General features: G+C 70.1%; 21 protein-coding genes and 4 pseudogenes. 11 read left to right on the top strand and 14 right to left on the bottom strand.

Annotated elements, in window-relative coordinates; translation table 11 throughout:
* Nucleotides 1-210: 210 nt before the first annotated feature.
* The 3 genes and pseudogenes from ltrA to ACIP37_RS14935 all read right to left on the bottom strand — a co-directional run bounded on the left by ltrA (nucleotide 211) and on the right by ACIP37_RS14935 (nucleotide 2,560).
* Nucleotides 211-1,356 carry a group II intron reverse transcriptase/maturase gene (gene ltrA, locus ACIP37_RS14945; RefSeq protein WP_400806508.1) on the bottom strand — a complete coding sequence of 382 codons (1,146 nt, stop codon included), beginning with the start codon at nucleotides 1,354-1,356 and terminating at the stop codon, nucleotides 211-213.
* Nucleotides 1,344-1,988, bottom strand: a pseudogene (locus ACIP37_RS14940) (transposase); the annotation flags it as partial. The gene ltrA and the pseudogene ACIP37_RS14940, both read right to left, overlap by 13 nt.
* Nucleotides 1,964-2,560 carry a winged helix-turn-helix domain-containing protein gene (locus ACIP37_RS14935; RefSeq protein ID WP_400806511.1) on the bottom strand — a complete coding sequence of 199 codons (597 nt, stop codon included), beginning with the start codon at nucleotides 2,558-2,560 and terminating at the stop codon, nucleotides 1,964-1,966. The gene ACIP37_RS14935 and the pseudogene ACIP37_RS14940, both read right to left, overlap by 25 nt.
* Nucleotides 2,561-2,682: 122 nt before the next feature.
* On the opposite strand from ACIP37_RS14935, the gene ACIP37_RS14930 reads away from it, so the two are divergent.
* The 5 genes and pseudogenes from ACIP37_RS14930 to ACIP37_RS14910 all read left to right on the top strand — a co-directional run bounded on the left by ACIP37_RS14930 (nucleotide 2,683) and on the right by ACIP37_RS14910 (nucleotide 5,132).
* The gene (locus ACIP37_RS14930; RefSeq protein ID WP_363623773.1) at nucleotides 2,683-3,033 is read left to right on the top strand and encodes a metalloregulator ArsR/SmtB family transcription factor; all 351 of its coding nucleotides are present in this window, start codon (nucleotides 2,683-2,685) and stop codon (nucleotides 3,031-3,033) included.
* A complete protein-coding gene (locus ACIP37_RS14925) occupies nucleotides 3,033-3,491 on the top strand; it encodes an SRPBCC family protein (protein ID WP_363587086.1) in 459 nt (152 codons plus the stop codon). Before ACIP37_RS14930 ends, ACIP37_RS14925 begins: the two co-directional genes overlap by 1 nt.
* Before the next feature lie 59 nt (nucleotides 3,492-3,550).
* A pseudogene (locus ACIP37_RS14920) lies at nucleotides 3,551-4,034 on the top strand (MFS transporter); the annotation flags it as partial.
* Nucleotides 4,035-4,071: 37 nt separating this feature from the next.
* Entirely contained in the window at nucleotides 4,072-4,596 is a 525-nt protein-coding gene (locus tag ACIP37_RS14915; RefSeq protein ID WP_400806514.1) for an MFS transporter, read from the top strand.
* A 17-nt stretch (nucleotides 4,597-4,613) separates the two neighbouring features.
* Nucleotides 4,614-5,132 (top strand): pyridoxamine 5'-phosphate oxidase family protein, encoded by a 519-nt coding sequence (locus ACIP37_RS14910; protein WP_400806516.1) that lies wholly within the window; start codon nucleotides 4,614-4,616, stop codon nucleotides 5,130-5,132.
* Nucleotides 5,133-5,175: 43 nt separating this feature from the next.
* Here the strand turns inward: ACIP37_RS14910 and ACIP37_RS14905 are convergent.
* Nucleotides 5,176-5,395 (bottom strand): annotated as a pseudogene (locus ACIP37_RS14905) (Tn3 family transposase); the annotation flags it as partial.
* Between the two features lie 154 nt (nucleotides 5,396-5,549).
* Here ACIP37_RS14905 and ACIP37_RS14900 point away from each other — a divergent pair.
* On the top strand, nucleotides 5,550-6,023 hold the full coding sequence (locus ACIP37_RS14900; protein ID WP_363587089.1) for a hypothetical protein: 474 nt from the start codon (nucleotides 5,550-5,552) through the stop codon (nucleotides 6,021-6,023).
* A 16-nt stretch (nucleotides 6,024-6,039) separates the two neighbouring features.
* Here ACIP37_RS14900 and ACIP37_RS14895 read toward each other — a convergent pair whose 3' ends face one another.
* The 4 genes and pseudogenes from ACIP37_RS14895 to ACIP37_RS14880 all read right to left on the bottom strand — a co-directional run bounded on the left by ACIP37_RS14895 (nucleotide 6,040) and on the right by ACIP37_RS14880 (nucleotide 10,284).
* Complete coding sequence (locus tag ACIP37_RS14895; RefSeq protein ID WP_400843950.1) at nucleotides 6,040-8,043, bottom strand: tyrosine-type recombinase/integrase; 2,004 nt, start codon at nucleotides 8,041-8,043, stop codon at nucleotides 6,040-6,042.
* A gap of 89 nt (nucleotides 8,044-8,132) precedes the next feature.
* Nucleotides 8,133-9,290, bottom strand: coding sequence for a tyrosine-type recombinase/integrase (locus tag ACIP37_RS14890; protein ID WP_400806521.1), 1,158 nt, complete (start codon nucleotides 9,288-9,290; stop codon nucleotides 8,133-8,135).
* A gap of 98 nt (nucleotides 9,291-9,388) precedes the next feature.
* Nucleotides 9,389-9,550: pseudogene (locus ACIP37_RS14885) on the bottom strand (Tn3 family transposase); the annotation flags it as partial.
* A gap of 8 nt (nucleotides 9,551-9,558) precedes the next feature.
* The gene (locus ACIP37_RS14880) at nucleotides 9,559-10,284 is read right to left on the bottom strand and encodes a TetR/AcrR family transcriptional regulator (RefSeq protein ID WP_363587092.1); all 726 of its coding nucleotides are present in this window, start codon (nucleotides 10,282-10,284) and stop codon (nucleotides 9,559-9,561) included.
* 95 nt (nucleotides 10,285-10,379) lie between these two features.
* Between ACIP37_RS14880 and ACIP37_RS14875 the strand changes: the two genes are divergently transcribed.
* Nucleotides 10,380-11,504, top strand: a complete 1,125-nt coding sequence (locus ACIP37_RS14875; protein ID WP_400806523.1) for an FAD-dependent oxidoreductase — start codon at nucleotides 10,380-10,382, stop codon at nucleotides 11,502-11,504.
* 290 nt (nucleotides 11,505-11,794) lie between these two features.
* On the opposite strand, the gene ACIP37_RS14870 is transcribed toward ACIP37_RS14875, so the two are convergent.
* Nucleotides 11,795-12,235 carry a hypothetical protein gene (locus tag ACIP37_RS14870; protein WP_400806526.1) on the bottom strand — a complete coding sequence of 147 codons (441 nt, stop codon included), beginning with the start codon at nucleotides 12,233-12,235 and terminating at the stop codon, nucleotides 11,795-11,797.
* Between the two features lie 402 nt (nucleotides 12,236-12,637).
* Between ACIP37_RS14870 and ACIP37_RS14865 the strand changes: the two genes are divergently transcribed.
* The 3 genes from ACIP37_RS14865 (at nucleotide 12,638) to ACIP37_RS14855 (ending at nucleotide 16,919) form a co-directional block, all read left to right on the top strand.
* Entirely contained in the window at nucleotides 12,638-14,077 is a 1,440-nt protein-coding gene (locus ACIP37_RS14865; RefSeq protein WP_400806529.1) for an alkaline phosphatase family protein, read from the top strand.
* A gap of 551 nt (nucleotides 14,078-14,628) precedes the next feature.
* Complete coding sequence (locus ACIP37_RS14860; RefSeq protein WP_400806532.1) at nucleotides 14,629-15,138, top strand: hypothetical protein; 510 nt, start codon at nucleotides 14,629-14,631, stop codon at nucleotides 15,136-15,138.
* A gap of 461 nt (nucleotides 15,139-15,599) precedes the next feature.
* On the top strand, nucleotides 15,600-16,919 hold the full coding sequence (locus ACIP37_RS14855) for an ALF repeat-containing protein (RefSeq protein ID WP_400806535.1): 1,320 nt from the start codon (nucleotides 15,600-15,602) through the stop codon (nucleotides 16,917-16,919).
* Between the two features lie 370 nt (nucleotides 16,920-17,289).
* Here ACIP37_RS14855 and ACIP37_RS14850 read toward each other — a convergent pair whose 3' ends face one another.
* The 5 genes from ACIP37_RS14850 to ACIP37_RS14830 form a co-directional block, all read right to left on the bottom strand.
* Complete coding sequence (locus ACIP37_RS14850) at nucleotides 17,290-19,023, bottom strand: ABC transporter family substrate-binding protein (protein WP_400806537.1); 1,734 nt, start codon at nucleotides 19,021-19,023, stop codon at nucleotides 17,290-17,292.
* A 50-nt stretch (nucleotides 19,024-19,073) separates the two neighbouring features.
* Nucleotides 19,074-21,221: an ABC transporter ATP-binding protein gene (locus ACIP37_RS14845; RefSeq protein WP_363587102.1), complete on the bottom strand. Its 2,148-nt coding sequence runs from the start codon at nucleotides 21,219-21,221 to the stop codon at nucleotides 19,074-19,076.
* Nucleotides 21,218-22,114, bottom strand: a complete 897-nt coding sequence (locus ACIP37_RS14840) for an ABC transporter permease (protein ID WP_400806541.1) — start codon at nucleotides 22,112-22,114, stop codon at nucleotides 21,218-21,220. The genes ACIP37_RS14845 and ACIP37_RS14840 overlap by 4 nt, the downstream gene beginning before the upstream one ends.
* 112 nt (nucleotides 22,115-22,226) lie before the next feature.
* A complete protein-coding gene (locus tag ACIP37_RS14835; RefSeq protein ID WP_363587103.1) occupies nucleotides 22,227-23,210 on the bottom strand; it encodes an ABC transporter permease in 984 nt (327 codons plus the stop codon).
* A gap of 321 nt (nucleotides 23,211-23,531) precedes the next feature.
* On the bottom strand, nucleotides 23,532-24,998 hold the full coding sequence (locus ACIP37_RS14830) for an MFS transporter (RefSeq protein ID WP_363587104.1): 1,467 nt from the start codon (nucleotides 24,996-24,998) through the stop codon (nucleotides 23,532-23,534).
* Between the two features lie 577 nt (nucleotides 24,999-25,575).
* On the opposite strand from ACIP37_RS14830, the gene ACIP37_RS14825 reads away from it, so the two are divergent.
* Complete coding sequence (locus ACIP37_RS14825) at nucleotides 25,576-25,890, top strand: hypothetical protein (protein WP_363632773.1); 315 nt, start codon at nucleotides 25,576-25,578, stop codon at nucleotides 25,888-25,890.
* Nucleotides 25,891-25,901 lie beyond the last annotated feature (11 nt).

The raw sequence follows: 25,901 nt of genomic DNA, 5'->3' as shown, positions 1-25,901 counted from the left end.
CCACCAGCCTCGACCGGAACTCCTTCCCCCCGGCCCCCTACGTCCATGCCTACAACGCAGACGGCAAGGAGATCTACAACCAGAAGACGCAGCCCCGGCGCGACTCCTGAGTAGGGTCGGGGACTGGCGCGGTGGCTGATGCTCCGTTTCCAGTCCCCGCCGCTTCAAACCGTGCATGCAGTTCTCCCGCACACGGCTTTCCGACATCGTTCACCGGCTGGCATGCACCGTCGCCCCGCGTACGTTCCCGGTCAGGCGGTAGACCCCGAGCCGAGTGATCCACCCATAGGTGTAGCGGGTGGTCCAGTTCCGGCCCGCGAGTCCGTGTTTCCGGCTGGCGAAGATCGCCAGCCGCTCGTGAACGTAGCCGTCGACCGCGTTGAACTTCCGCCCGGAGTTCCCGTTACGGAAATACGCGGCCCACCCCCGAAGGACGGGGTTGAGGTTGGCCACCACGGCGGCCACCGGCCGTTCGGTCCGGGACCGGGAGGTCGCCGCGCGGATCTTCTCCCGCAGCACCCCCAACGCCCGCGCCGAAGGCCAGCGTTGCAGGTAGAACCTGCCCCGCCACTTCCACGACTCCACCTTCCGGTGATGGAATCCGAGGAAATCGAAACCCTGTCCGCCCCCGGTGAGGCAGACAATGCCGGACTTCTCCGGATGCAACCGCATCCCGAGCCCGCCCAGCACCTCCGCCGCCAGCTCACGCGCCTGCTCGGCACGCTGCATGGTCGGCGACAGGACCACGAAGTCATCGCAGTAGCGCACCAACGTCCCCAGCCGCCGGCCCCGGTCCTGCCACGCCTCATCGAGGACATGCAGGGCCACGTTGGCCAGCAGCGGGGAAATCGGTGAGCCCTGCGGGGTCCCCGCCCCGGTCGGGGAGGTCACCCCGCCCTCCAGCACTCCCATCCGCAGCCACGCCCGGATCAGCTTCAGCATCGAGCGGTCCACCACCCGCCTGGCCACCTGGGCCATCAACGCGTCGTGGTCGATCGTCCCGAAACAGTCCCGAATATCGGCCTCGAACACCCACTCCTGCCGCTGGTTCGCCGCAGCGCGCACAGCCTCGCACGCGTCGATCGCGGACCTCTTGGGCCGGAAACCGTAGCTCGCCTCGGTGAACCGGGCCTCGAAGACCGGTTCGAGAACCAGTTTCGCGGCCGTCATCACCACCCGATCCGCCACGGTGGGAATCGACAGCGGCCGCAACTCCCCCGGCCGCCCCAGCTTGGGAATCTGGACCCGCCGCAGCACCGACGGACGATACGTATGCGTCCGCAACTGCTCCGACAGGCCCTGGAGGAACTCATCCACCCCGGCGGCGACCGCCGCGTCGACGGTCACGCCGTCCACGCCCGGCGCGCCCCGGTTCGTACACACGCTGGACCACGCCCGCCACAAGACGTCCATGCGGTGGACGTGGCCATACAGGGCATGGAACCGGCGTTCGGGTTCTTGCTTGGCACAGCGGTAGAGCGTCCACTGCAAGGCTCGGACCTTGTCCAGAGTCCGGTTCCGCTGAGGAAGCCGTCGAGGATGTCGGAGCGGTACTGCAGTCGTTTGAGGCGGTTGCGGACGAGGGCTTCGAGCCGGTCGAGGGCGACACTGGCGAGGTTCGCCAGACTTCGTTTGACGTGGGCCCACAGGTACTCGACCGCGTTCAGCTCGGGTGCGTATGCGGGCAGCACGAACACCGTCAGCCAGTCCCGCGCGTCGATCAGGTCGCGCATCGCATGGGAGACGTGGGTGTTCAGCCGGTCCCACACCAGCACGATCGGCGCCTTGACCAACTGGTGGATTCCGTCTATCAGCCCGATGTAGTCGCGCTCGGACAGGCTGCGGCGTTCACCCTTGCGCCCGGTGTGGCGCCGCAGCCTGTGGCACAAGCGGGTCCGCGAGCCCGGGCGCATCGCGATCAGCCCGGCGATGGAGATCCTCCCCGAGCGGCTGCCGCTCACCTTCACGACCGGGGTGATGCCGCGACGTCCCCAGGTGCGTCCTTTGGACGGCCTGCGGGTGAACCCGGCTTCGTCCTCGAAGCAGAGCCAGCCGTCGCAGGCCGCCCGGGCGCTTCTACCTCCGCCCAGGTCGCCTCCCTCCACGCGGCCACGACCTGCTCGTCGCGTTCAGCGGCCCGCCGCGCGGGAACCTGCGGGGTGAAGCCGAGCCGACGCATCAGCCGGGTGGCCCCCGAGACGCTGTAGGACACGTGGAACCTGCGGCCGATCAGCGTCGCCACCCGCGCACCGGTCCACACCTGGTCCTGGTCCCAGCCGTGCACGGCCGGCCCCTGCCCGAGGTATTCGGCCAGCTTCTCCCGGCACCGCGCCGACAGCTTGCACCGCTGCCCGCCCGGTCCCCGTGAAGCCAGCGCCCCGACCCCGTCCTCCCGCCAGGCCTGGTGCCACTGGTAGGCCGATTTCGCGGTCACCCGCAGCCTGCGGGCAACCTCCCTCGGCGGGACACCTTCGTCGAACAACGCGGCGGCCTCCAGCCGTACCGCCTCTCGACACTGACGTGCCTTCGCCGTCAGCCCGCCCCCATCCGCATAGCGCATACCAACGGCATAGCGCGCAAATGACTGCCAGTCAGCTACACAAACAGGCCAATCACCTTGAAGCGCCGAGGGCAGTAAGGAAGTACTTGACTGTAAATATGTGCCGACTCATAGTTAAGTACATGCCTAACTATGCTGGATCGCTGGACCGGGTGTTCCAGGCGCTGGCGGATGGAACGCGCCGGGCGATGGTGCAGCGCCTGATCCGTGGGCCTGCGCCGGTCAGCGAACTGGCCAGGCCACTGGAGATGTCACTACCGGCGGTCATGCAGCACATCCAGGTGCTGGAAGCGTGCGGGCTGGTCAGATCCGAGAAGGTCGGCCGCGTCCGCACCTGCCGCATCGAGCCGGAGGTACTGCGGACGGCCGAGGACTGGCTTGCCGAGCAGCGCACGTCCTGGGAATGGCGCCTGGACCGGCTCGGCGACTACCTGCTCGATGATCCCGGCACACCGGAACAAGGGAACTTGTGATGATCGACCGTTCTGTCACGCACGCCACGTTCACCCTCGAACGCCTCTACCCGGCCACGGCGGCCCGGGTGTTCGCGGCATGGGCCAACCCGAAGGCGAAGGCCCGCTGGTTCTCCACCCCCGACGCGGAGCATGAACTGGACTTCCGGGTCGGGGGCCGGGAGGTCAACCGCAGCCACCCGGACAACGGCCTGTCGATGACGTTTGAGTCGTTGTACCGCGACATCGTCCGGGACGAGCGCATCGTCTACACCTCCGTGTTGCACGTGGAAGACGACCTGGCGACGGTATCGCTGACGACCGTGGCGTTCTGCCCGGCCGATGGGGGCACCCGGCTGGTCCTCACCGAGCAGGGCGCCTTCCTCGACGGCCGGGAGGAGCCCTCCTGGCGGAAGCACGGCACGGGCGACTGGCTTGACGCGCTGGGCGTCGAGCTGGGTACGGGAGGGCGCGAGTGAGCCCGCGGGCGACCGCCTTGAGATGGCGGGCGCTGGTGTTGCTGGGCACGGCGTTCTTCATGACCATCCTGGACGGGACCAGCTTGCTCACCGCCCTGCCGGCCGTCGAGCGGGAGTTTCGGGTGCACGGCACCGCCGTCCACTGGGCGGTCACGGCCTACGCGCTGGCCTTTGCCGGCCTGCTGCTGCTGTGCGGCCGCGCCGCGGATCTGCTCGGCCGCCGCAGGGCCTTCCTGGCCGGGATGTCGCTGCGCGTGTCGGCCTCGTTGGGACGCGGGTTCGCCCCGACGGTCGAAGCCCCGGTTGCGGCCCGCGCTTTGCAGGGTGTGTCGGCCGCCATCATCGCCCCCGCAGCCTTGCCCATGGTGATGAACGCCTTCGCCGAAGGCAGCGAGCGGAACAGGGCACTGGGAATCTGGGGGTGGGATCGGAGGGTTCGGTGCCACCGCCGGGCTGCTGCTCGGCGGCCTGATCACCAGTACGCTCGGCTGGCAGTGGGTCTTCTGGACCGACGTCCCGGTCGGGGTGGTGGTGCTGATCCTCGCGCCGGTGATACTGCCTCACGGCCGGGGTGATGACCGTGGCGGCCGTCGTCGGCGCTCTGGTCTGCCAGCGGGTTGTGACCAGGATCGGCGTACGTCCGGTCGCGACCGTCGGCACTGCCCTGCTCGGTGGAGCCTGCCTGCTACTCACCCTGGTGGTGCCCAAGCACAGCTCACCGGAACTGCTGACATTTGCCCTGTTGGTCTTCGGGGCGGGCATGGGCACCGCCACCGTCTGTACGCAGATCGCGGCGTTCACCGGTGCCGCTGAACGGCACTCCGGTCTGGCCGCCGGACTCGCCGATACCTGCTTCGCGGTTGGTACCGCCCTCGGCCTAGCCATCGCCGGCAGCGTTGTCGCCGCGCAGGCACCCACGCCTGGGATCGCCGCGCCGCAGACGCTGGTTCCCGGTCATCAGGCCGCGTTCGGCGTGATCGGCCTCGTCGCGGCAGTGGGCGTGGTCATCGCTCCGGCCGTGCTCGGCAAGCGATCGGCACCGGTCACCAGAGAGACCGCGGCGCCTCCCGTCGACCAGATCGTGACCGACCCCATTTCCAGCTGACCCATTGAGGAGCTTCCATGTCAGACCGTGACCCGGTCGCCGAGATCGGACCCTTCAGCGACTCAGGCGCCGACGCGACCCCCTGGCCGACCGCACTGCGTGAGCTGGAGCAGGCGCGACTGTTCTGGCTGTCCACCGTCCGGCCCGACAGCCGGCCCCACGTGACACCGTTGCTGGCCGTCTGGACCGGCGGCGCCCTGTACTTCGCCACCGGTGACCAAGAGCGCAAGACGCGTAACCTCCACGCGAACGACCACTGCGTCATGACGACCGGCACGAACGTCCTCGACGGTATCGACATCACCATCGAGGGACGTGCCGAGTTGGTGTGCGATCCGGCTGAACGCAGCACCACCGCCGACGCCTACGAGAGCAAGTACGGCGACCTGCTGACGAACCCGGACGGCACCTGGCACGGCCTCGGTGACACCATCCGCTCCGGCAAGGTCCTGCTGTACCGCATCGACCCGGAGGCCGGATTCGCCTTCGGCAAGGGCGAGACGTACAGCCAGACCCGCTACCGCTTTCAGCACTGACCGCCGACTCCGCGGGCGCGTGTCAGACGGCCGAGCGCTGGCCCGTGAACCCGCGCAGGATCACCTCGGTGGACGCGGTACGGGTCCGGATCGCGGTCGCGTACTTGACTATCTGATCGTGCTGCTGGGTGATGAGTTCCCAGCGGATCGGGCGGGTCAGCGCCGGGGCCAGCTGCGGGTAGGCGTCCGGCTCGCCGGCCCGGCCGGTACAGCTTCACCTTGTTGATCCGCTTGGTCCTCGGCAGCAGATCAAAGTTCAGCAGCCTCGTGACGCCGAACCCGATTTCCGACCTTATGTGGACAGTTCAAGTTGATCTTCCTTCGGCTTGCCGCTCGGGGCGTTGGCGGTGTTGGTGCGGGCCGGAGAAGCCGCGCGCATAGAGTGAGATCTTCGATGGAGTGGCAGGGGTGGAGGCCGTGGAAATCACCGTCCAGTGGATACGGACGTCCTGGACGAAGCAGTCCCGCGGAGGAGAGGCTGCCGCCCGGAGGAACGCGACCCCAGTCGGCTTCACTGTCCCGTATATGCCGCCCTCGTTTGCGCACGTAGTCCGCATGCATGAGCGAGACGGCTTCGAGCCCCATGGCGTCGAGGAAGACCTGCGCAAGGTCGACGTCCAGCTTCGCGAAGCCGACGGCCGACTGCGCGTCCTTCCCCGAGTGCAGCCCCTGTTCGCCATCCCACCTCGGCCGCGACGGCCCCCAGCTGTGCGCCTTGCCTCCGGCCAGTGGGTCCGCTGGCAGCTCAACTACCGTTTCAGCAGCGCGGCGGGTGTGCGGGGCTGGTCGTACTGGCTGGACACCTTCAACATCGCCTATGGCCCGGTGGATGCCGACGTGTTCTTGTCGGATCCCACTGTCCACGTTGACGAGCAAGGACCGCTCCGGTAGCTCAGCCATGGGGCAATCACGCACTGGAGCCGTCCTCCTCCGCTTCCGCGTTGACCGGCTGCCTGAGGTCGGCCAGGAGTCTTTCGATGCGTTCGCTGGTGCAGCGGTGGCGTTCGACCTCGCGGTCCCAGCCGCGTTCGGCCGCGTCGCGGGCGAGGGTCAGCTCGACCTCGCGCCGTGCCCGCAGTCGTGGTGCGTACTCGGGCGTGGTGACGAACTTTGCGCAGGTCAGGTAGAGGTCGCATTCGCAGGGGCCTTCGGCGGGGAGCCGGAGGCAGCGGCCGAGTTCGAGTTCGGTCTTGAAGAAGTTGGTCTTGAGCCAGTCGACCAACGTATCCGGCAACGTGCCGTTGCGCAGTTCGTCGGCGGCAGGGCCAGCGATGGTGGCGCCGGGGCCGAGCACTGCCTGGTAGTCGCGCAGGACTTCCTGGTCGCTGATCTGCGCGTAGACGAGGGCCATGTTCACGGAGGTGTGCCCGAGGACCTTCATGATGGTGTGGAGTTTCGCGCCGCGTTCGGCGAGCTGGGTGCCGACGGTGTGGCGGAAGCGGTGGGCCGAGACGGTGCCGCGGCCGGTGCCGCCGCGGCCGCCGGGGCGGACGAGGCCGGCGGTCTTGCAGGCGGCCTGGATCGGGGTCTCGAACAGGTAGTACGTCGACAGCAGCTTGCCGTGGCTCATGAACAGGTAGCGGATCTCCTCGCCGGTCCGCTCGTCGGTGAACGGCCGCTCCGGTGCGTGTCTGCGCAGGTCGATGACCTTCTGCAGGGCCTCGGCGGCGTCCTCGTGCAGCGGAACGACGCGCTCTTGGTAGGTTTTGCGGCCGGACAGGCGGAGCCGCGGGGTTCCGTCGGGGTAGCGGTCCAGGCAGTCCAGCGGCAGGCGCTGGATCTCGGTGCGGCGGGCTCCGGACCAGCGGGCGACCAGCAGGGCGGCTCGCTGGAACGGGCAGGCGATCGCGTCGATGGCGGGCATCAGCCGGTCGAGGTCCTGGTCGGGGATGAACTGCGGCACCTTCTCGGTGTACTTCGGTGCGTCGCCGGCGCCGATGAGGGTGTGGCCTGGCACGTCGTCGTACTGCCAGAGCGCGGTGTCACGGAAGAACTGCGACAGCCCGGAGATCCGCTGGATCCGTGACATGACGCCCAGCGGTTTGCCCGTGGTCGGGGCCGGGACCTCGGCGATGTGTCCGATCCAGTCCAGGCAGTGCTGACGTCTGACGTCGGCGAAGGTCGTGATGTCGGGGTGCTGTTCGCCGAGCCACTGCCCGAAGACCCGGACCGCGAGCTCCAGCTTCTCCACCGTCGAGGGTGCGTCGGTCAGTCTGCGGGCCGCGAGCCACTTCTCCGCGACGGCCTGCATCCGGGGAGGCAGGGCCAGGGGCGGTTTCCACGACGGCATCAGCTTGCGTGGCTGGACGGCGACCTGGCCTCGGTGGAAGAGCACCACCTCCAGCTGGTGCAGGTGCGTGATCCAGCACCTGGCCGGGCCCTCGTAGAACTGCTCGGCTGAGGGGTAGAAGGCCCCGAACTCTGGATTCTTCGGGAAGAGCCGGATGGCTTCGAGGACCTCGGCGATGTGCTCGCCGGTGATGTCGGCGACGTCGGTCAGGCCGTTGCGGAGCGCGATCCGGGCCACCGACCAGTGCATCGCCTGCTTTACCGCCGGTCCGCTGTAGCCGAGGGCGATCGCCTCCTCGACCAGCGCTGTGGTGCCCAGGTCGATCCCGGCGAGCGTGGCCTGGTCGTGAACACGCAACTGGCCGACAGCGAACATCCACGGGTAGTCGAACGTCGCATATCCGCGCAGGCCGAGGTAGGTGAGGTAGGGCCGGGCCTTGTGCGAGGCGGGAAACGGCGGGGAGTGGAAGGACTCGCCGGGCAGTCGGCCCACCCGGTCGGCCAGCGGCTCAGCGAACCACGCGGACAGGTCCGGCCACCGTTCGCGAAAGGCCCGGTAGAAGCGCAGTTTGGCGTTGAGGTAGTGGTGGTTGAAGCCGTCCTGAGCGCGGACGAATCGCACGTACTCATGGTCGGGGCAGTGTTGGGGGCGCTGTCGGCGGACCGGGTCCGGGCTGGCCGCCATGGCCGCAGTGGAGATCGGGCCACCCCTCATGAAGTGGCCTCCCGCGGCTTGCCCAGGGTGTCCAGGGCCCGGTGGCAGTCGGCGACGACGGCAGGGTCGGAGACCCGGGTGTAAAGACGCGTCGACTCCGGCGAGGCGTGACCGAGTCGCTTCTGCAGCGTCAACTCTCGCATTCCGCCCTCCCACATGCGGGTCGCGTGGGTGTGGCGCAGGGAATGGGGCGTCACCCAGGGCTCGCGGATCCCGGCGCGGGCGCAGGCCCGGGAGAACATCCGCACCAGCCCGTCGTAGCCGAGAGCTTCCAGGCGCCGGGTGCCGCGGCCGCCGATCAGGAACACGAGCCGGCTGTCGGCGTCCTGCGGGCGCTCGTTCATCACGTAGGCGCTGACCGTGGCCAGGGTCTCCGCCTCGTGCAGGTCGACGACCCGCTCGAACCGGGACTTTGACCGGACGCCCTTGGGATGATCGTCACGGTGCCGGACGACCACTCGGCGCCGTCCGTAGGCCAGGTCGTCCAGGTGCAGGCCGAGGACTTCGCCAGGCCGCAGACCACCGTGGAGCATCAGCAGCACGATCGCCCTGTCACGCAACCCACGCAGTTGCGCGAGCAGCAACTGGACCTGGTCGTCGTCCAGGGGGCGCGGTACCCGCTGAACGGTCTTGACACGCACGGCCCGCCGTACGGGGCGCTGCCGGCTGGCCCGTCCCATGAACGGGCGGTGGCGGTCGGAGACACGCTGCAGCGCAGGGTCCGGGCGCTTCTCGATCGGGTTGGCGCGCTCCAGCAGCCCCGCCAGGATCACGTACTCGTAGAACGAGGACACTGCGGCCAGGATCCGGTTCACGGTGCTCGCCGCGAGCTTGGTGGCCGGGCCCTCGGCGTCCATCGTGACCACCGACAGCGTCATGCGGCGGCGCGGCCGGCGGGACGGCACCGACCGCAGGTACTCCAGCAGCGCGATCGCGTCCGGCGGCCCGAACCGCTCCCAGCTCAGATCCTTGCTTGCGAAGAAGCGCCACAGGTGCCGAAGGTCGTAGGCGTACGAGACGAGGGTGTTCGGCGAGCAGTCCCGGGCGCCGAGGAACCGTAGGAACCCCGCAACGACCTCGACCGGCACACCGTCCTCGTCGACCAGCTGGACCAAGGTCGAGCCGTCCTCGTGACGCTGCTGCTGTACCCGCACGGAAGCCCCCGGAGCCATCGCACCTGACGGCACGACCGGCCGCCCCCGCCCCTCAACGAGGGCCAAGGTGTCCAGGTAACTAAATGGCCGTGCGAGTCCGTGTAGTTGGCCTCCACGTCCATGGTGGTGTCGTGCCGCATCGTGCCCTCGATCATCGCAGCGACCTCAGAGGCGGTGCAGTTGATCAGCTGGGAGTGGATGGCCAGGGACTTCTTATCCACGTGCCTTGTGATCGTCTCGGCGCCATGTGGCCACCGCACGCCGCGGGTCAACCGGATGTGGGCCGCAGATTGTTCATGAGCAGGCCGAGGGCGAACTCGAAGCGGTCGTGTCCGGTGCCGGAGATCAGCTCGGCGGCATGGCGTCGGGTGTGCGGGAACTTCTCGGCGGGCAGTGCGGTGAAGCGGTCCAGCAACTCCTCGTGGCTGAGCACCCATTCGTGATCCTGGTGCCGGCGCCGTTGCCGGACCAGCGACTGCTCCAGTGCATAGGCGCTGACGTAGAGGGAGAGCGCGTCGCGGGCCCATCCGGCCGTCCTCGGTTCGATGCCGCCCGCGAGCAGGATCGCCAGGATTCCTTCGCCGACTCGCAGCGTTTCCAGGTTGGTCGGCACCATGGCCAGCGCGGCGCGCGAGATTCCAGGGTATTCCAGGTACAGGTCGCGGATCTGTGTGTACACCCCGAGCAGCTGCTCGCGCCAGGCGGCCGGGTCCGGTTCGGGGAGCATGACCTCGGCGTAGAGCCTGCCGATCAGCAGATCGTCGATGTCGTCCTTGTTGACGATGTGCGCGTACAGCGACGACGGACCGGTGCCGAGCACGGCGGCGACCCGGCGGATGGTCAGCGCGTCATACCCCTCGGTGGCGACGACCTCCAGGGCGGCGTCGGTGATCCGTTCGACGGTGATCGGCTTCTTGCGTGGCGCCGACGCGGCGACCTCCGCTGCGGGTTGGGCGTGGCGAGCTGCGCGGCGTTGGCGGGGATCGGCGGACATGCCGACCACTATACCTTGACGCGATCTAAGTTCGTTGAGTAGAACTTAGATCACCGAAACGAACTAAGTTCGTACCGATGTTCCGGAGGTATGCGATGCGAGTTTCCATTGTCGGAGCAGGCCTGGGAGGCCTGGCCCTCGCGCAGGGTCTGCGCGGTGCCGGGATCGAGGCCGACGTGTTCGAGCGCGACCCGGGGATCGCCGCACGATTCCAGGGCTACCGGCTCGTCCTGGACCCGATCGGTTTCCAGGCGGTGCGCGACTGCCTGCCGACGCGCTGGCACCCGCTGCTGGACGAGATCGTCATGGACGCCTCCGCCGAGCAGCTGATCCTGGACCCGCAGCTGAACGAGATCGGCAGGCTCGGCGCGGGCCGGACCGGCATCGTGGTCGACCGGCAGGTGCTGCGACACCTGTTGCTGACCGGCCTCACCGTGCACACCGATGCCGCGCTGACCGGCTACGACGTGCTGGCCGACGGCAATGGCCAAGCCCAGTTCGCCCGCCGCGACCCGGCCACCGCCGACCTGCTCGTCGGCGCGGACGGCGTCACCTCCGCGGTCCGCGAGGTGCTGTCGCCGCAGACCACCCCGACCGACACCGGCGTCCGGTTCGTCATCGGCCGCACCCCGCTGACCGACGAGTTCGCCGGCCTGTCCAAGGCATACGGCTCGAAGATCGCGGGCGACGGCGTCAGCCTGCTGCTCGGCGCGATGCGCTTCCGTACCCCGCCGAAGCAGGCCGCCGAGCAACTGGCCCCCGAAGTCACGCTGCCCGACATCGGCGACTACGTGCGCTGGGCCATGATCCTGCCGCCGAACGGCTCACCGGAGAACCTGACCGCGCAGGACACCGTGCTGTCCAGGATGGAAGGGTGGCACCCGCGGCTACGCACGCTGATCGAGCAGGCCGACCCGGACAACAGCACCCTGCTGTCCATCCGGGTGGTCAGGCCCGGTGAGCGCTGGGCGTCCGGCCCGGTCACGCTGCTCGGCGACGCGATCCACGCCACCTCCCCGACCGGCGGCAACGGCGCGAACACCGCACTGCGCGACGCCGACCTGCTGCGCCGCTGCCTGATCGAGGCACGCGAAGGCCGGCAGGATCTGCTCAGTGCGGTCGACGACTACGAGCGGCAGATGTTCGAGTACGGCGCCGAGGCCGTGCGCAGCAGTCTCGAGAAGCTGCCCGCCTTCGCCCCCGAAGCGAAACTGTCCTGAGGTCGAAATTCACCTTGCGCGATCAACCGGACCCGCCCGCTCGTGGACATCCTGATCTCCGCCAGCTGACGACGCGGTCGACCGCTGGAGGCCAGCGACAAGATCGTTCGGCCGTTGGCAGCGCACGGCGGCGCGTCGGCCCCGCACGCGCGGGGGTGGCTCGCTCGGTTGGGTCGCCCGCCGGTCGAGCAGTCGCAGCCCGTCACGCGCCCGTGGGTCAGCCTTTGTCAGGGCGGGTCGATGTGGGTCGACGGTTCGGCTCGACGCGAGTGTGCGCTGGTGGTCCCCGGTCAGCGGCGGCCGGTGGCCAGGATGACGAGGAACTGGCCGCCGCCCGGCTCGATGTCGGCGGTCACCGGCAGCCCCGGTGCCAGTCGGGAGAACCGGTCCACCAGCCAATCCGCCGCGTCCTGGGCGTCCTGCCTGGTCGGACAACGGCCCACCATCTCGCGGCCCCCCTTGCGCTCCAGCCTCGCGGCAACGGTGATCAGCGGCGCGGGTTCGGCCACGTACAGGCGGTCCGGCCAGGCGATGACCACCTTGACCGCGCCCTTGCGGGTGTTGCACCCGCGGTGCGCGAGCCGCTCGGCGACCTTGGCCTTCCGGTCGGCGGTCCGGCTGTCAACGCTGGGCCCCCTGGGATCGTTCACCGACTTGTCGGGGTCGACCGGTTCGTCGCACACCCAGCATCGCCAGCCGTCGCGCTCAGCCACATCATCGAGGAGACTCACCCGGACAAACTAGCTTGCCCGGCCGCCACCCCGCGCACCAGGGCCTCGGCAACCCGGTGAGCGGTGGTCCACGTTGTTCCCTGAACAACGGGCGAATGATCGGGAATCTGCGGTCACCACCCGGCTTTGCCGGCCTCTGGAGGAAGGTCACCGTGGTGACCGTGCCCCGGAGGCCCGGCTTCGAACAGCGTACGGACCGCCCCCCGCCCGGCGTTCGGGCGTCCCTTCGGAGCTGTCAGCAGTGTGGTGCGGGGGCGCCCGCAGCGCCTGGCGGGTACCTGACATTTCCTTGGCTGTTCATCCGCCGTCTCCACTGCCTCGAAGCTCCCGGGGGAAGGCCACAGGTGGTCCGGTGCGGTGACATCCCGCACGCGCACCGGCGCGACGGAGAGGGTGGGGCTGATGTCCGGAATAACCCGACGGAGGCTGCTGGGATCGGCGGCCGGCGCGATGGGAGCGGCAGCGGCGATGAGCCTGCTGCCACCGAGTGTCCAACGAGCGGTAGCGGCGGGGGTACCGAAGGCCGGTTCGCTGCGGGACGTCCAGCACGTGGTCCTGCTGATGCAGGAGAACCGGTCCTTCGACCACTACTTCGGCACGCTGGCCGGTGTCCGCGGCTTCGCGGACCCGAACGCGCTGCGGCTGGACAACGGGCGCTCGGTGTTCTACCAGCCCGACAGCGTCAACCCGGACGGCTACCTGCTGCCGTTCCACCTGGACACCCTCACCACGAGCGCGCAGGCGATCCCGTCCACCAGCCACTCCTGGTCGGTGCAGCACCGGGCCTGGAACGGAGGGAAGATGGACCGGTGGCTGTCCGCGCACCGGTCCGCCGACGGCGTCAACGGCCCGTACGTGATGGGGTACTACACCCGGGAGGACATCCCCTTCCAGTTCGCCCTGGCCGAGTCGTTCACCATCTGCGACAACTACTTCTGCTCGGTCCAGGGACCGACCTGGCCCAACCGGCTGTACTGGATGACGGGTTCGATCGGAGCCGACGGCGGCCAGGGCGGCCCGATCATCAGCAACTCGGCGCCCGAGCCGCTGACCTGGAAGACCTACCCCGAACAGTTGGAGGCGGCCGGCGTCAGCTGGCAGGTCTACCAGGAAGCCGACAACTACGGCACCAACATGCTCTCGCTCTTCAAGAGCTTCCAGCAGGCCGCGCCCGGCAGCGCACTGCACCGCAAGGGCATGACGGCCCGGCCGGCCGGCACCTTCGAGGACGACGCGCGCAACAACCGGCTGCCCGCCGTCTCCTGGATCCTGCCGACCGGCTACCAGTCCGAGCACCCGGACTACCTGCCCGCCGCCGGTGCCGACTACGTCGCCTCCAAGATCGAGGCGGTCGCCTCGAACCCCGAGGTCTGGGCGAAGACAGTGTTCATCCTCAACTACGACGAGAACGACGGGCTGTTCGACCACGTGCCGCCACCGGTGCCCCCGACCGCGACGCCGGGCGAGTTCGTCGGCGGTCTGCCGATCGGCGGCGGCTTCCGGGTGCCGTGCATCATCATCTCGCCCTGGACGGTGGGCGGCTGGGTCGCCGGCGAGGCCTTCGACCACACCTCGGTGCTGCAGTTCCTGGAACGGTTCACCGGAGTCCGGTCGGCCACCGTCACCGACTGGCGTCGCAACGCCTTCGGGGACCTCACCTCGGCCTTCCAGTTCAACGGCGGCGTGTGCAAGGCCCCGGCGCTGCCCCCGACCGCCGAGCAGCTCGAACTGGCCAAGTACGAGGTGTCGAACTATCCGGCGCCCGCCTTTCCGGGCGCGGGCCAACAGTTCCCCACCCAGGAACCCGGCGACCGGCCGCACCGGCCGCACCGACCCCGATAGCGCCCAGTAGCACCCGGCGGCCTTCGGCCAGGGCCCGGGCCGAAGGCCGCTGCGCACCGCCAGCAGGGCCTACGCCACGTCAGACCGGCGTCCCAGCCACCGCGACGCTGTTGCCGATCGTCAACGTGACCGCCCGTCCCCGAGAGTGCGGTCCGGGAGGTCCATGCTGAACCCGCGACGGCCACGGCCACCGGGGGTTCGAACTGCACCGAAGCGCCGAGCAACTCGACAGCCTCACCGACGTCCCCGAAGCATCAGGCCGCACCATCCGATGGCGGCTGTCCGACAACGTCGCGGTCGAGGAGTTCCGGAACCGGAGCAGCGACGCGCCACGTCGTCGGCGCGCATTCATCTGGAGCCGAGGTGAATCCGGCCGACGCCAGGTGGAAGAGGCCGCTGCACGAGCAGCAGCCGCACAGCAGATCACGACAGCCACCGGATGACGACCGCTGCCTGACGGAGCTGATTCCACACAATGATGCGGTTGACGGTCCTTCGACCGTGCCGGAGCGGTAAGTTGACGGCTGCCGACTATGGAAAGAAGCACCGACGTGACCATCGACCAGGCTGCCCTCGGCAGCGCCGTGAAGGCAGTCGCCGCCGCCGCACACGCCGATGACCCGGCTGCGCTGTACCGCGCCGTGATGCCGCCGGCGGGCACGGACACGCCTCCGGCCGAGGCCGCCAGCTGGTTCGGGTCGCTCCTCATTCACCTGGCGCTCGCCGCGGCGAGCGCTTCGCGGTTGGAGCGGGGCTGCCCCCGGGAGACCGTCGCGGGGTGGATCGGGGAGGTGCTGGGCCCGCTGCCCACCCCCGCGCTGCTGCGCGCTGCGGATCCCGGCCGCATCGACCACGTCGAGGCGGTGCGCGCCGTAGCGGACTACTCCCGGTGCCGCGAGTACGCCGTCGACCTGGTCCGGGTGGGCCTGACCGAGCCGGATGAAGCACCGGACGAGCGAGGCGTCGATGCCCACTGTGCGGTGACGAACGACAAGGACGCGCGGATCACCGTGATGGCGATGCTCGGCCGCCTCGCCGCCGTTCCCGGCGGGCGAGGTTGACGGCACCTCCCCGGTGGTGCGCGGGGCGTCGGGCCGCCTTCGGGTTGCTCGGCTCGGCCTCGCCGCTCGGCCGGACGCCTTCGCCGGGCTGCCGGGGGATCAGGTCGGCGTAGACGATCTCCACGGCCGGCTCAGCCGCCCCAGCCGAAGCTGTCGAGGGTCACGGTCGGAACGGGGGCGCCGCCCGGGGCCGCACCGACCGGGCCGGTGCGGAGCGGGCGGCGGGTGTGCCGGGCCCGGGGTGTGGACGGCGCGGACCGGGACGACGTCCCGAACGGATAGGGACGGGGACGCCGGGCAGCTCTCCCGGCTGGTGTGACCAGGCGGTGCGCGACGAAGCCGAAGCGTGGGACGTGACGGAAATGTGTTCGCCAGCGGGGGGTACCGTTGCTATACGATCACTCGGCCGACCGTCGCGAGGCCGCGACTGGCTCATCCGTGTTGCAGATCCCGGGGGACCGTTGAAGATCCGTCATTCGCTCGCTGCCGTCCTCCTCGCCGCAGCCGCCGCGCCCGTCGCCCTGGGCGCCGCCCCGGCGTTCGCCGACACCGTCCCGATGGGGCAGGAGCAGACCGACCCGGCCGAGACCAAGGCGGACGAGGAGAACCGGGCGGCGATCGAGAGGCTGCTCGTCTACCCGAACGACTACCTGCTCACGGCTCCGAGCGACTACCTGCGCGAGCACGCGGGCCAGGCCCTCGCCGGCACCCCCGCGGACCGGGCGCACTTCCTCGCGGTGGAGGCGGACAGGATCCGCCGGGACGACGCGCGGATCGCGATCCTGCGGACCATGAACGCCGCCGGCCCGGCCGCCACGAAGGCCGCCAACGCCGTGTTCGGCTCGAACGACCTCGACGTGTTCCGCGCCTACCTGAACGTCGGCCAGTACACGGCCCGGACCGAGGACGAGAACCGCGCCAAGCTGCAGCACCTCCTCGACGACCCGAACAGCGGACCGGGTGTGCGCGAGGGCGCCCAGCAGGCGCTGGCGGGAACCGCCGCGGATGTCGAGCGCTTCCTCGACACGGGGCTGAAGACGGCCGCCGAGCACGACGACCGGGTCCTGCTCAGCCAGATCATGTCCCACGGCGGCCCGGCGGTGAAGAAGGCCGCCAACGCCGCGATGTCCGGTACCGTCGAGGACGTCCGCGCCTTCCTGAAGACCGGCCAGTACGTCGCCCGGGCGGAGGACGAGAACCGCGCCAAGGTCCAGGACGTCCTCGCCGACGCGGGCACCGGCCGCCACGTCCGGGAGGCGGCCGAGAAGGCGCTCGCCGGCAGCGCGGCGGACGTCGAGAACTTCCTGAAGACGCAGCTGGAGCCGCTGCGGGCGAGCGACGACCGGATCCACGTCTCGCAGCTCGTCGAGGCCGGGGGGCCCGAGGTCCGCAAGGCCGGCCTCGCCGCGCTCGACGGCGGCATCGGGGAGGTCCGGGCCTTCCTGAAGGAGGGCCAGTTCACCGCCCGGGCCAAGGACCAGGCCGCCGCGAAGACCACTGCCGAGACCGCTACGGAGACCTCGCGGAGCGGCTCCGGTACCACCCGGGCGGTCACCACCGTGACCCCCGACGCCACGGTCGCCCCCGTCTCGGCCGCCGGCGGCACGACGACCACCGCGACGACGACCACCGCCACCACGGACGGCCGGAGCACCGCCGGTGGCTCGCTGGCCGCCACCGGCTCGACCGCCCCGCTCGGGCAGCTCGGCGCCGCCGCCGGCGCGGCCGTCGTGCTGGGCGCCGGCGCGGTCGTCGCCTCGCGCCGCCGCTCGCAGGCCTGATCACCCTCCTCCGCCGGCCGGTCCACACCTCGCGCCGGCCGGCGGAGCGTTCCCTGCACACCCGCACCCCGTCCCGCGCCCACGGACGGGCCGCGCGCCCCGCGCTCGTCCCGGCCCCCGCCCGTACCCGCTCCCCCGTCCCGCGTGGTGCAGATCCCCTCTTCTCCAGCACGCGGGACGGACACCCGGCCACTGCTCCACACCCCGGCGCCGTCCACCCGGAGGCGCACGGCCGGCGTTGAGGCGCGACGGCCCCCGGGCGGGAGCGCCCGGGGGCGGCGGCGAGCTGCGGGGCCGCGGCGTCCTCGGCCCCGCTCGTCAAATGGTGCTGCTCACGAGCGGGCCCCGCAGGGGCGCCGAAACACCGGTGCTACTTCTGCCAGCCGATGGTCTCGGGCAGCGGGCTGTAGAAGATGGTGGCACCGACGTTGGCGAGGCCCTTCCTGATGCCGTAGGTGGAGGGGCCGCTGTAGAGCGGCAGGAAGGCGTACTGCTGGAGGGCCTTCTGCTCGACCTTGTTGACGGCCGCGACCTGCTGGCCGAGGTCGGCGATCTCGCCGGTGGCGCGGATCTCCTTGTCCAGCTCGGGAGTTCCGGCTCCGGTGATGTTGGAGTCGCGGTCCGAGCAGTAGAAGTCGCACAGGTATCGCGCGCCGAAGGGGTCCGTCGAGCGGTTGCCGGAGATGAACAGGTCGAAGCGGCGGTCGCTGAGCACCTTGGAGAAGTCGTTCTCGGAGACCTTGTTGACGTTCACCTTCACGCCGACGGCCTTGAGCATCGCGGTGAGCGCTCCGGCGGTGGCCTTCTCGATGGGGTCGTCGCCGAGCACGGTGTAGCCGAGCTCGAGTTGCTTGCCGTCCTTGGCGCGGATGCCGTCGGCTCCGGGCTTCCAGCCGGCCGCGTCCAGGGTCTTCCGCGCCTCCTGCGGGTCGTACTTCAGGACAGCGGCGACGTTGTCCTGGTAGCCCTGCTGGAAGCTGTAGAGCACCGCCGAGCCGGGCAGCGGCTCCGTGTAGTCGAGGCCCTGGAACCGGATCTTCGTGATCTGCGGACGGTCGATGCTCTCCTGCACCGCCTTGCGGACCTGGACGTCACCGAGGAACGGGGACTTGGCGTTGAGGTACAGCGCGTACTCGAAGGGGCTGCCGCCGCTGCGGATCTCGGCGTCCTTGACCGTCCTCACCTGCTTGAGGTTCTCCGCGGTCCCGACGGGGGCGTAGTCGAGTTCGCCGTTCTTGAAGGCGTTGATCGAGGCGGCGCTCTCCAGGTTGACGTAGACGCGCTTGTCGAGCTTGCCCGGCCGGCCCCACCAGTTGGGGTTGCGCACGAAGGTGATGTTGCCGGAGTGCTCGTCCCAGGTGCCCACGGTGTACGGTCCGGTGCCCCATTCGGGGTGGGCCGTCTTGACGTACGCCTTGTTGAAGTTGTCGACGGTGGCGGCCTGGGGGTGCAGGAAGGTGGTGAACAGCGCGGACCAGGAGGCGTTGACGCCCTTGAAGGTGATGACCGCCTGCTTGTCGTCGGCGCCCCGGGTGACGGAGGTGATGCGGTCGTAGCCGTCGGTGGAGGAGGCCGCGTAGTCCTTGTCCGAGCCGTTGTTGGCCTTCCAGGTGGCTTCGATGGCCCGCCAGTCGATGGGGGTGCCATCGTTGAAGACGGCCTTGGGGTTGAGGGTGATGACGACCTTCTGGTCGCCGCCCTCGACCGAGACCTTCACGTCGCTGTAGTAGTCCGGGTTGTACTGGACCTCGCCGGTGGGCGAGTAGGTGATGGCGTGGGCGTTGTACCAGGACCAGATCCGCGAGGAGTTCAGGGTGCCGTTGACGTTGAAGGGGTTGCCCTGCTCGTCGAAGGTCCCCGCGGTGGTGTAGGTGCCGCCGTCCTTGATGTTCTCGTACGGCTGGGGGTTGTAGTCGGTGACCGAGGACGCGATCTTGGCGGCGTTCTCGGCGTTCGGCCCGGAGGATCCGCCGGGGGATCCGCCGGGGGATCCGCCGGAGGCAGACGAGGAGGAGGACGAGGAGGAGGACGGGGAGGAGCACGCGGTGGCGGCGACCAAGACGGCCGCGGCGAGCGCGAGGGGTAGGGCGAGCTTCCGGCGCATGGGTTGTCCTTGGTGGGAATCGGTGAGAAGGGGGTGGGACGGGGCGGGTGTCAGACCGCGTGGCAGGCGTACTGGTGGTCGGAGCCGTCCGGGGCGCCGACGGTCGCCGGCCGCTCGGTGCGGCAGCGGGTCCGTACGCTCTCGTCGGCCTCCCGGTACAGCGGGCAGCGGTCGACGAACACACAGCCCTCCGGCAGCCGGGTGGCACTGGGCTGCTCGCCCGCGAGGACGACGCGCTCGCGGTGGCGCTCGCGCTCCGGGTCGGGCACCGGGATCGCCGACAGCAGGGCCTGGGTGTACGGGTGCCGGGGTCGGGCGAAGATCTCCTCGGTGGCACCGGACTCGACGATGTGCCCGAGGTACATCACCGCGATGCGGTCGGAGACGTAGCGCACCACGGCCAGGTCGTGCGCCACCACCAGGTATGCCAGGCCCAGTTCGCGCTTCAGTCGGGCGAGCAGGTTGATGATCTCGGCCTGCACGGAGACGTCCAGCGCGGACAGCGGTTCGTCCAGGACCAGGAGTTTCGGCTCGCGGGCCAGGGCGCGCGCGATGCCGACGCGCTGGCGCTGGCCGCCGGACAGGGCGGCGGGGAAGCGGTCGCCCATGGCGCGGTCCAGGCCCACCAGGTCCAGGAGACGGGTGACCCGGGACCGGATGGCCGTCCGGTCGGCACCGGCGGCCTGGAGCGGTTCGGCCAGCAGGTCGAAGACGGTCAGGCGGGGGTCCAGGGCGTCCGTCGGGTCCTGGAGGACGATCTGGACGTCGCGCCGCAGCTCGCGCACCTGGGCCGCCGACCGCAGCGTGGCGACGTCGGTGCCGGCCACTTCGATGCGACCGCCCTCGGGGGCGCGCAGCCGCAGCACCTCGCGCAGCGTGGTGGTCTTGCCGCTGCCGGACTCCCCCACCAGGCCCAGGGTCTCGCCCGCGCGCAGTTCGAAGTTGACGTGGTTGACCGCGTGCAGGGTTCCCACCCGGCGCTTGAGGAGGGCCCCCTTGGTGACGGGGAAGGTCTTGACCAGGTCCTCCACGCGCAGGACCACCTCGCCCGCGGTCCGCTCTCCGGCGCGGGACGGCGGCACGGGAGCGGCGCGCCCGGCCGGGTCGAGGGTTCCGTCGGCGATCTCCCGCGCACGGTGGCAGGCGACGCGGCCGCGCTGCCCGACCGGTGCGGTCGATTCCGGTGCGGTCGAGTCCGGCGCGGTCAAGTCCGATGCGGTCAGGTCCGGTTCGGTGGTCCGGCACACGTCCTGGGCCACCGCGCAGCGGGGCGCGAAGGGGCAGCCGCCGGGCAGGCCGACCAGGGAGGGCGGCTCGCCGCCGACCGGGATCAGGGGCCGTTCGACGCCGCTGTCCACGGTGGGGACGCTGGCCAGCAGCCGGGCGGTGTAGGGCATCGTGGGGCGGCGGAAGAGCTCGTCGACGCTCGCGTGCTCGACGATCCGTCCGGCGTACATGACGGCGACGTCGTCGGCGTGGCCCGCCACCACGCCCAGGTCGTGGGTGATCAGGACGAGGCCGGCGCCGGTCTCGCGCTGGGCCAGGCGCAGCACGTCGAGGATCTGCGCCTGGACGGTGACGTCGAGCGCCGTGGTGGGCTCGTCGGCGACGAGGACCGAGGGCTTGTTGGCGATGGCCAGGGCGATGACGACGCGTTGGCGCATGCCGCCGGAGAACTCGTGCGGGAACGACTTGGCGCGTTCGCGCGGGTCGGGGATGCCGACCAGGTCGAGCAGTTCCACCGCCTGCTCCCACGCGTCCTTCTTCGACAGTTCCCGGTGCACGCGCAGGGCCTGGGAGAGCAGCCGACCGACGCTGAAGATGGGCGTGAGCGCGGACATCGGGTCCTGGAAGACCATGCCGATGTCCTTGCCGCGCACCCGGGAGAGGCCCTTGTCGTCCATCGCCGCCAGGTCGCGGCCGCCCAGCAGGATCCGGCCGCCGAGGCGCGCGGTGGGCGGCAGCAGGCCCATGACGGCGAGGGCGGTGGCGGACTTGCCGGAGCCGGACTCGCCGACGATGCCCAGGGTGCGCCCTGGCAGCAGATCGAAGCCGATGCCGCGCACGGCCTCCACCGGTCCGGCCTCGGAGGGGAAGGAGACGCTCAGGTCGCGTACGGACAGGACGGGTGCGGGCTCGGTGGGCCCGGCCGGGGAGCCGGCCACGGGCCCGGTGTGGTGGGCGGGTGCGAGGGTCATCGTCGGCCTCCTGCCGCGCCGGTGGTGGACGTGGGGTCGAGGGCGTCGCGCAGGCCGTCGCCGACGAAGGTCATCGAGACGGTGAGCAGGACGGTCAGCCCGGCGGGGAAGGCGAAGAGCCACGGGGCGCTGGTGATGGTGCCCGCGCCGTCGGCGAGCATCGTGCCCAGCGACACGTCCGGGGTCTGCACGCCGAAGCCCAGGAAGGACAGGGCGGTCTCGCTGAGCACGGTGGAGACCACGCCCAGGGTGAGGTTGACGATGAGCAGTGAGCCCAGGTTCGGGATGATGTGGCGCACCACGATGCGCAGGGGGCGCACGCCCATGTACTCCGCGGCGCGCACGTAGTCACGCTCGCGCAGGGACGTGGACACCGACCAGACCACGCGCGCGGTGGACATCCAGCCGAACACCGTCAGCACGAGGATGAGGACCCGCCAGTCGCCCGCCAGCCGGTGCGAGACCAGGGCGAGGATGAGGAAGGAGGGCACGATCAGCAGGAAGTGGATGACGGCGAGGGTGGTCTTCTCCACCCGGCCCCCGAAGTAGGCAGCGCCCGCGCCCACGACCGCGGCGATGGCGACGGTCAGCACGGACACGCTCACCGCGATCACGAGCGAGCGCTGGAGGCCGTGCACGGCGGCGGCGTAGACGTCGTTGCCGCCCTGGTTGGTGCCGAACCAGTGCTCGGCGCTGGGGGCCTGGGTCAGTGCCGAGAAGTCGGCGTCCGCGTAGCCGTACGGGGTGAACAGGTCGCCGAGCGCGCTGAACAGCACGAGCAGCAGGAAGATCACCACGCCGGCGACGGCGATCCGGTTGCGCAGGAAGCGCCGTAGGTAGAGACGGCGCCGGCCCAGATAGTGCCCGTCGTGCCCGTCGTGCACGTCATGCACGTCATGCCTGTCGCGCCCATCGTGCCCGGTGGGCGGCGGATCGGCGGCTCGCGCGGGTGCGATGGCGAGTACGCCTTCGGAGGTCGCGTCGGGGCTCACAGGGGTGCCCATCTCAGCTCACCCGCACTCTCGGGTCGAGGAGAACGGTGGCGATGTCCGCGAGGATCGCACCGATCGCGGTCAGGGCGGCGGCGAAGGCGGCGGTCGCCACGGTGCCGTGCACGTCGTTCTTGCCGATGGTCTGGATGAAGTACTGGCCCATGCCGTTCCAGCCGAAGATCGTCTCCGTGAGGACCGCGCCGGTGAAGACGGCCGGGATGCTGAAGGCCACGGACTGTGCGGTGGGGATCAGGGCGGTGCGCAGGGCGTGCCGGCGGATCGCCTGGGCACGGGTGAGCCCGGTGGCCCGGGCGGTGCGCACGAAGTCGGAACCGATGACGTCCAGCAGCAGGGAGCGCTGGGTGAGGTGGTAGCCCACGTAGCCCGTCAGGGTGAGCGTCAGCGTCGGCAGGATCAGGTGCAGCAGCCGGTCACCGACCGTCGCCCAGAACCCTTCCACGCCGGGCGAGTTCTCCCCCGCGACGTACAGGAAGTGCCAACCGGCCTGCTCGTTCAGCCGGATGGCCAGCAGCACCAGGGCGAGGGCGGCGATGGACACCGGGACGTTGAACAGCGCCATGGAGAGGGCCTGGGCTGCCCGGTCCCTCCAGCCGTACTGGCGCGAGGCGGTGTGGACCGCGAGGGCGACACCGACGACGACCGACAGGACCGTCGCGCCGATCACCAGTTCGGCGCTGACGAGGGAGCGGTAGCCGATCTCCCCGTTCACCTGGACCCCGACCGGGGAGCGGCCCCAGTCGAAGTGCAGGACCACGCTGGTCAGCCAGTCCCACCAGCGGTGGAGCAGCGGCTCGTGCGGGTCGAGGTTGTAGGGGGCCAGGGCCCGGGATATCTGCTCCTCGGTGCGGACCGGACGCAGTTCCTTGAAGTTCGAGCGCGGGTCGAGGAACCAACTGGCGAGGAAGTAGGTGGCGTTGGTGGCCATGGCGATCACCAGGAACCAGCCCGCCGCCCTGCGTGTCACGTACCGGAGCACGGACGGCACCTCCCCACCAGGTGCGGCGGGTGCGCCTGGGGAACGTCGGGTCTGGAGGAGGTACGCATGCAGGTAGAAACCTTCTGGGGCGAGAGCCGGGTGCACGATCGTGCAGATGCGAGTCTGTGTACGACTGGTGCGCGACGCCAGTGATCTGGGCATATGTACATGGGAACGAAACACCCCCGCAGCAAAGAGGCGTTGAACCCACTCCCCCGTTCACATTCGCAGGTGGCCGGGTCGACGACGTCTTCCCGAAACACCTCGGCTCCCCACACACAGTCGAGCGAACCTGTGGGGCCATGGAGCACAAGTACCTGCTCAGGGGGCGGGCCGGGTACGCAGGGTGCGGTCGGCGAGGGTCGTCAGGACCAGGACGACACCGACGCCGACCATGATCCAGGCGATGAGGTGCATGCCGCGGTCGGAGACGTGGGTGCGGAAGACGATGCCGGTGATTGCGGAAGCGACGATCGAGCCGAGGTAGCCGAAGGTGCGCAGCAGGCCGGAGGCGGTGCCGAGTTGTTCGGCGGGGGCGTGTTCGTAGAGGGCGGTCTGGTTGCCCGCGCCGGACGTGCCCATGGCGACGCCGAAGATGAGCGTGACCACCACGACCCATCCGATCCAGCCCGAGGTGCTGAGCAGCAGTACGCCGGCGGATCCGATGAGGCAGGCCAGGGCCGCTGCTATGACCGGTCCGCGCACCGGGTTGTGCCGGGAGACGAGCGAGATCACCAGGCCGGACATGAGCGTCATGGGCAACAGGAGCAGTCCGGCTTCGGTCCCGGACAGGCCGCGGACGCTCTGGGCCCACTGGGTGACGCCGTAGAGCACGACGTACGCGCAGACCAGGACCAGGCCGTAGCGAAGGTAGGTGCCGGTCAGGGCCCGGTTGCCGGCGAGCAGGCGCAGGTCGAGGAACGGGGTGCCGGCTCGCAGCTCCCACAGCACCAGGGCGATCCACAGCACGGCGGAGATCGCCAGCAGGTACCAGTGGGCGTCGGGCAGGGCGAACAGGAACAGCAGCAGCGTGATCATCGCGGCGGCGAACCCGGCGATGCCGATGGCGTCCAGGGCGGCCGCGACGTCACGGGCGCGTCGGCTGCGGTCCGGTGGGCTGTCGGACGGGCTGTCCGGTGGGCTGTCGGACGGGCGGTCCGGTGGGCTGTCGGGTGGGACCCAGGCCACTGTCGTGACCAGCGCGACGAGTGCGACCGGAACGTTGATGAAGAACACGGACCGCCAGCCCAGCGCGGCCACCAGAACACCGCCCAGGGGCAGTCCGAGCGAGGCGGTGGCGATGCCGGCGATCTGCAGGCCGCCCAGCACTCCGCCCGGCGGCTTGTCCAGACCGGCGTCCTCGGCGCGGCGGCGGATCAGCAGCATGGCCGTCGGATAGGCGCACGAGGTGCCCGACCCGATCAGTACTCGGCTGATCAGGAGGATCGGAAGACTGTCGGCGGCGCCGCCCATGAGTCCTCCGACGATGACGAGTCCGATTCCGGCCAGGAACACCCGTCGTGGGCCGAACACCTCGGCGGCCTTGCCCGCGGTGGGCTGGGCGATCGCGCTGGCCAGGTACAGGGCCGTCACCAGCGCGGCGGTCTGCCCGATCGACACGCCGAGTCCGTGGGCGATCGGTACGAGGGCCGTGGCGATCAGCGAGCTGTTGATCGGGTTGAGCGCCGAACCTACGAACAACGGGGTGGTGAATCGCCAGGAGAACGGACGCCCGGGCGGTATCCCGTTCACCGGCGGGGCGTTGGTCGTCGGTCCGGGGGCTGGCATCGGAATCTCCAGTACATGGTGGTCGCAGAGGCTCGGCGAGGCGCCCGGGCGACAGCGTGGCGGCATCCGGGGTCGCGGGCTCATCGCTGGTGGAGGACTCGCCCAGGACGTCGGCGACGTGGTCGACGAAGGTGACGGCGGCGGGACGAGGCGTCGCACGGCGCACGCCGGACCAAGGCCTGCACGGCTGACGGCGTGGTTCGTTCGAGTGGATTCGTGTCGCGCAGCGGTGCGACGGCGGTGTGCGGAGGCGGGAGGCGGTCATGACGGTCCGTTGGCCTCCCCTCGTACGCGAGGATATGGGACTTGCGAGCTGAGGGAACATCAGTTCGCTGGAACCGACTTCGCGGTGGTGCGGATGATCTGGCCGTTTCCGTGGCGAGGGAGTCTGCCACTGGCGCAGCAGCAGGAGGTTCGCATGGTGGTTTAGGTTGGAATCCACGGGGAGTCGGCGACAGGTCCAACACGAGAGCCCACCAAGCAGTCGCCCGCCTCCTGCCCTGCTTCCCGCTCTGCTTCCTGCTCAGCTTCGTGCCCTGCTTCGTGCTCAGCTTCGTGCTCTGATCGGAGAACTCGCGTGTTCACCAACAACACACACCCCGTCGTGGTCCTGCACGACCTGGACGACGTCCGCGCCGAGCTCCTGGCGGAAATACAGACGGCGGGCGCGGCGGAGCGACCCGGGTTGGAGGCAGCCCTGCGTGTGGTGGATCGCCAGATGATCGTGGCGGACGAGGAGCGTGTCCGCCGGTGGGCAAGCCGGATCCTGTCCGCGGCGGACGTCGACCCCGCGCTGGACCCGGTCCGGGCCGTGAAGGTGCTGCGGGACGCCGTCCCGGGGCTGGGGCTCATTTCAGCGAACGACCTGGTGAAGTCCGTTCTCCCCCGCTGACACGGGCGAGG

Source organism: Kitasatospora sp. NPDC088861 (genome assembly GCF_044750105.1).
Lineage (GTDB): Bacteria > Actinomycetota > Actinomycetes > Streptomycetales > Streptomycetaceae > Kitasatospora.
The sequence above is the reverse complement of the archived record's forward strand: the minus strand, read 5'-3'. Positions and strand labels throughout refer to the sequence as shown.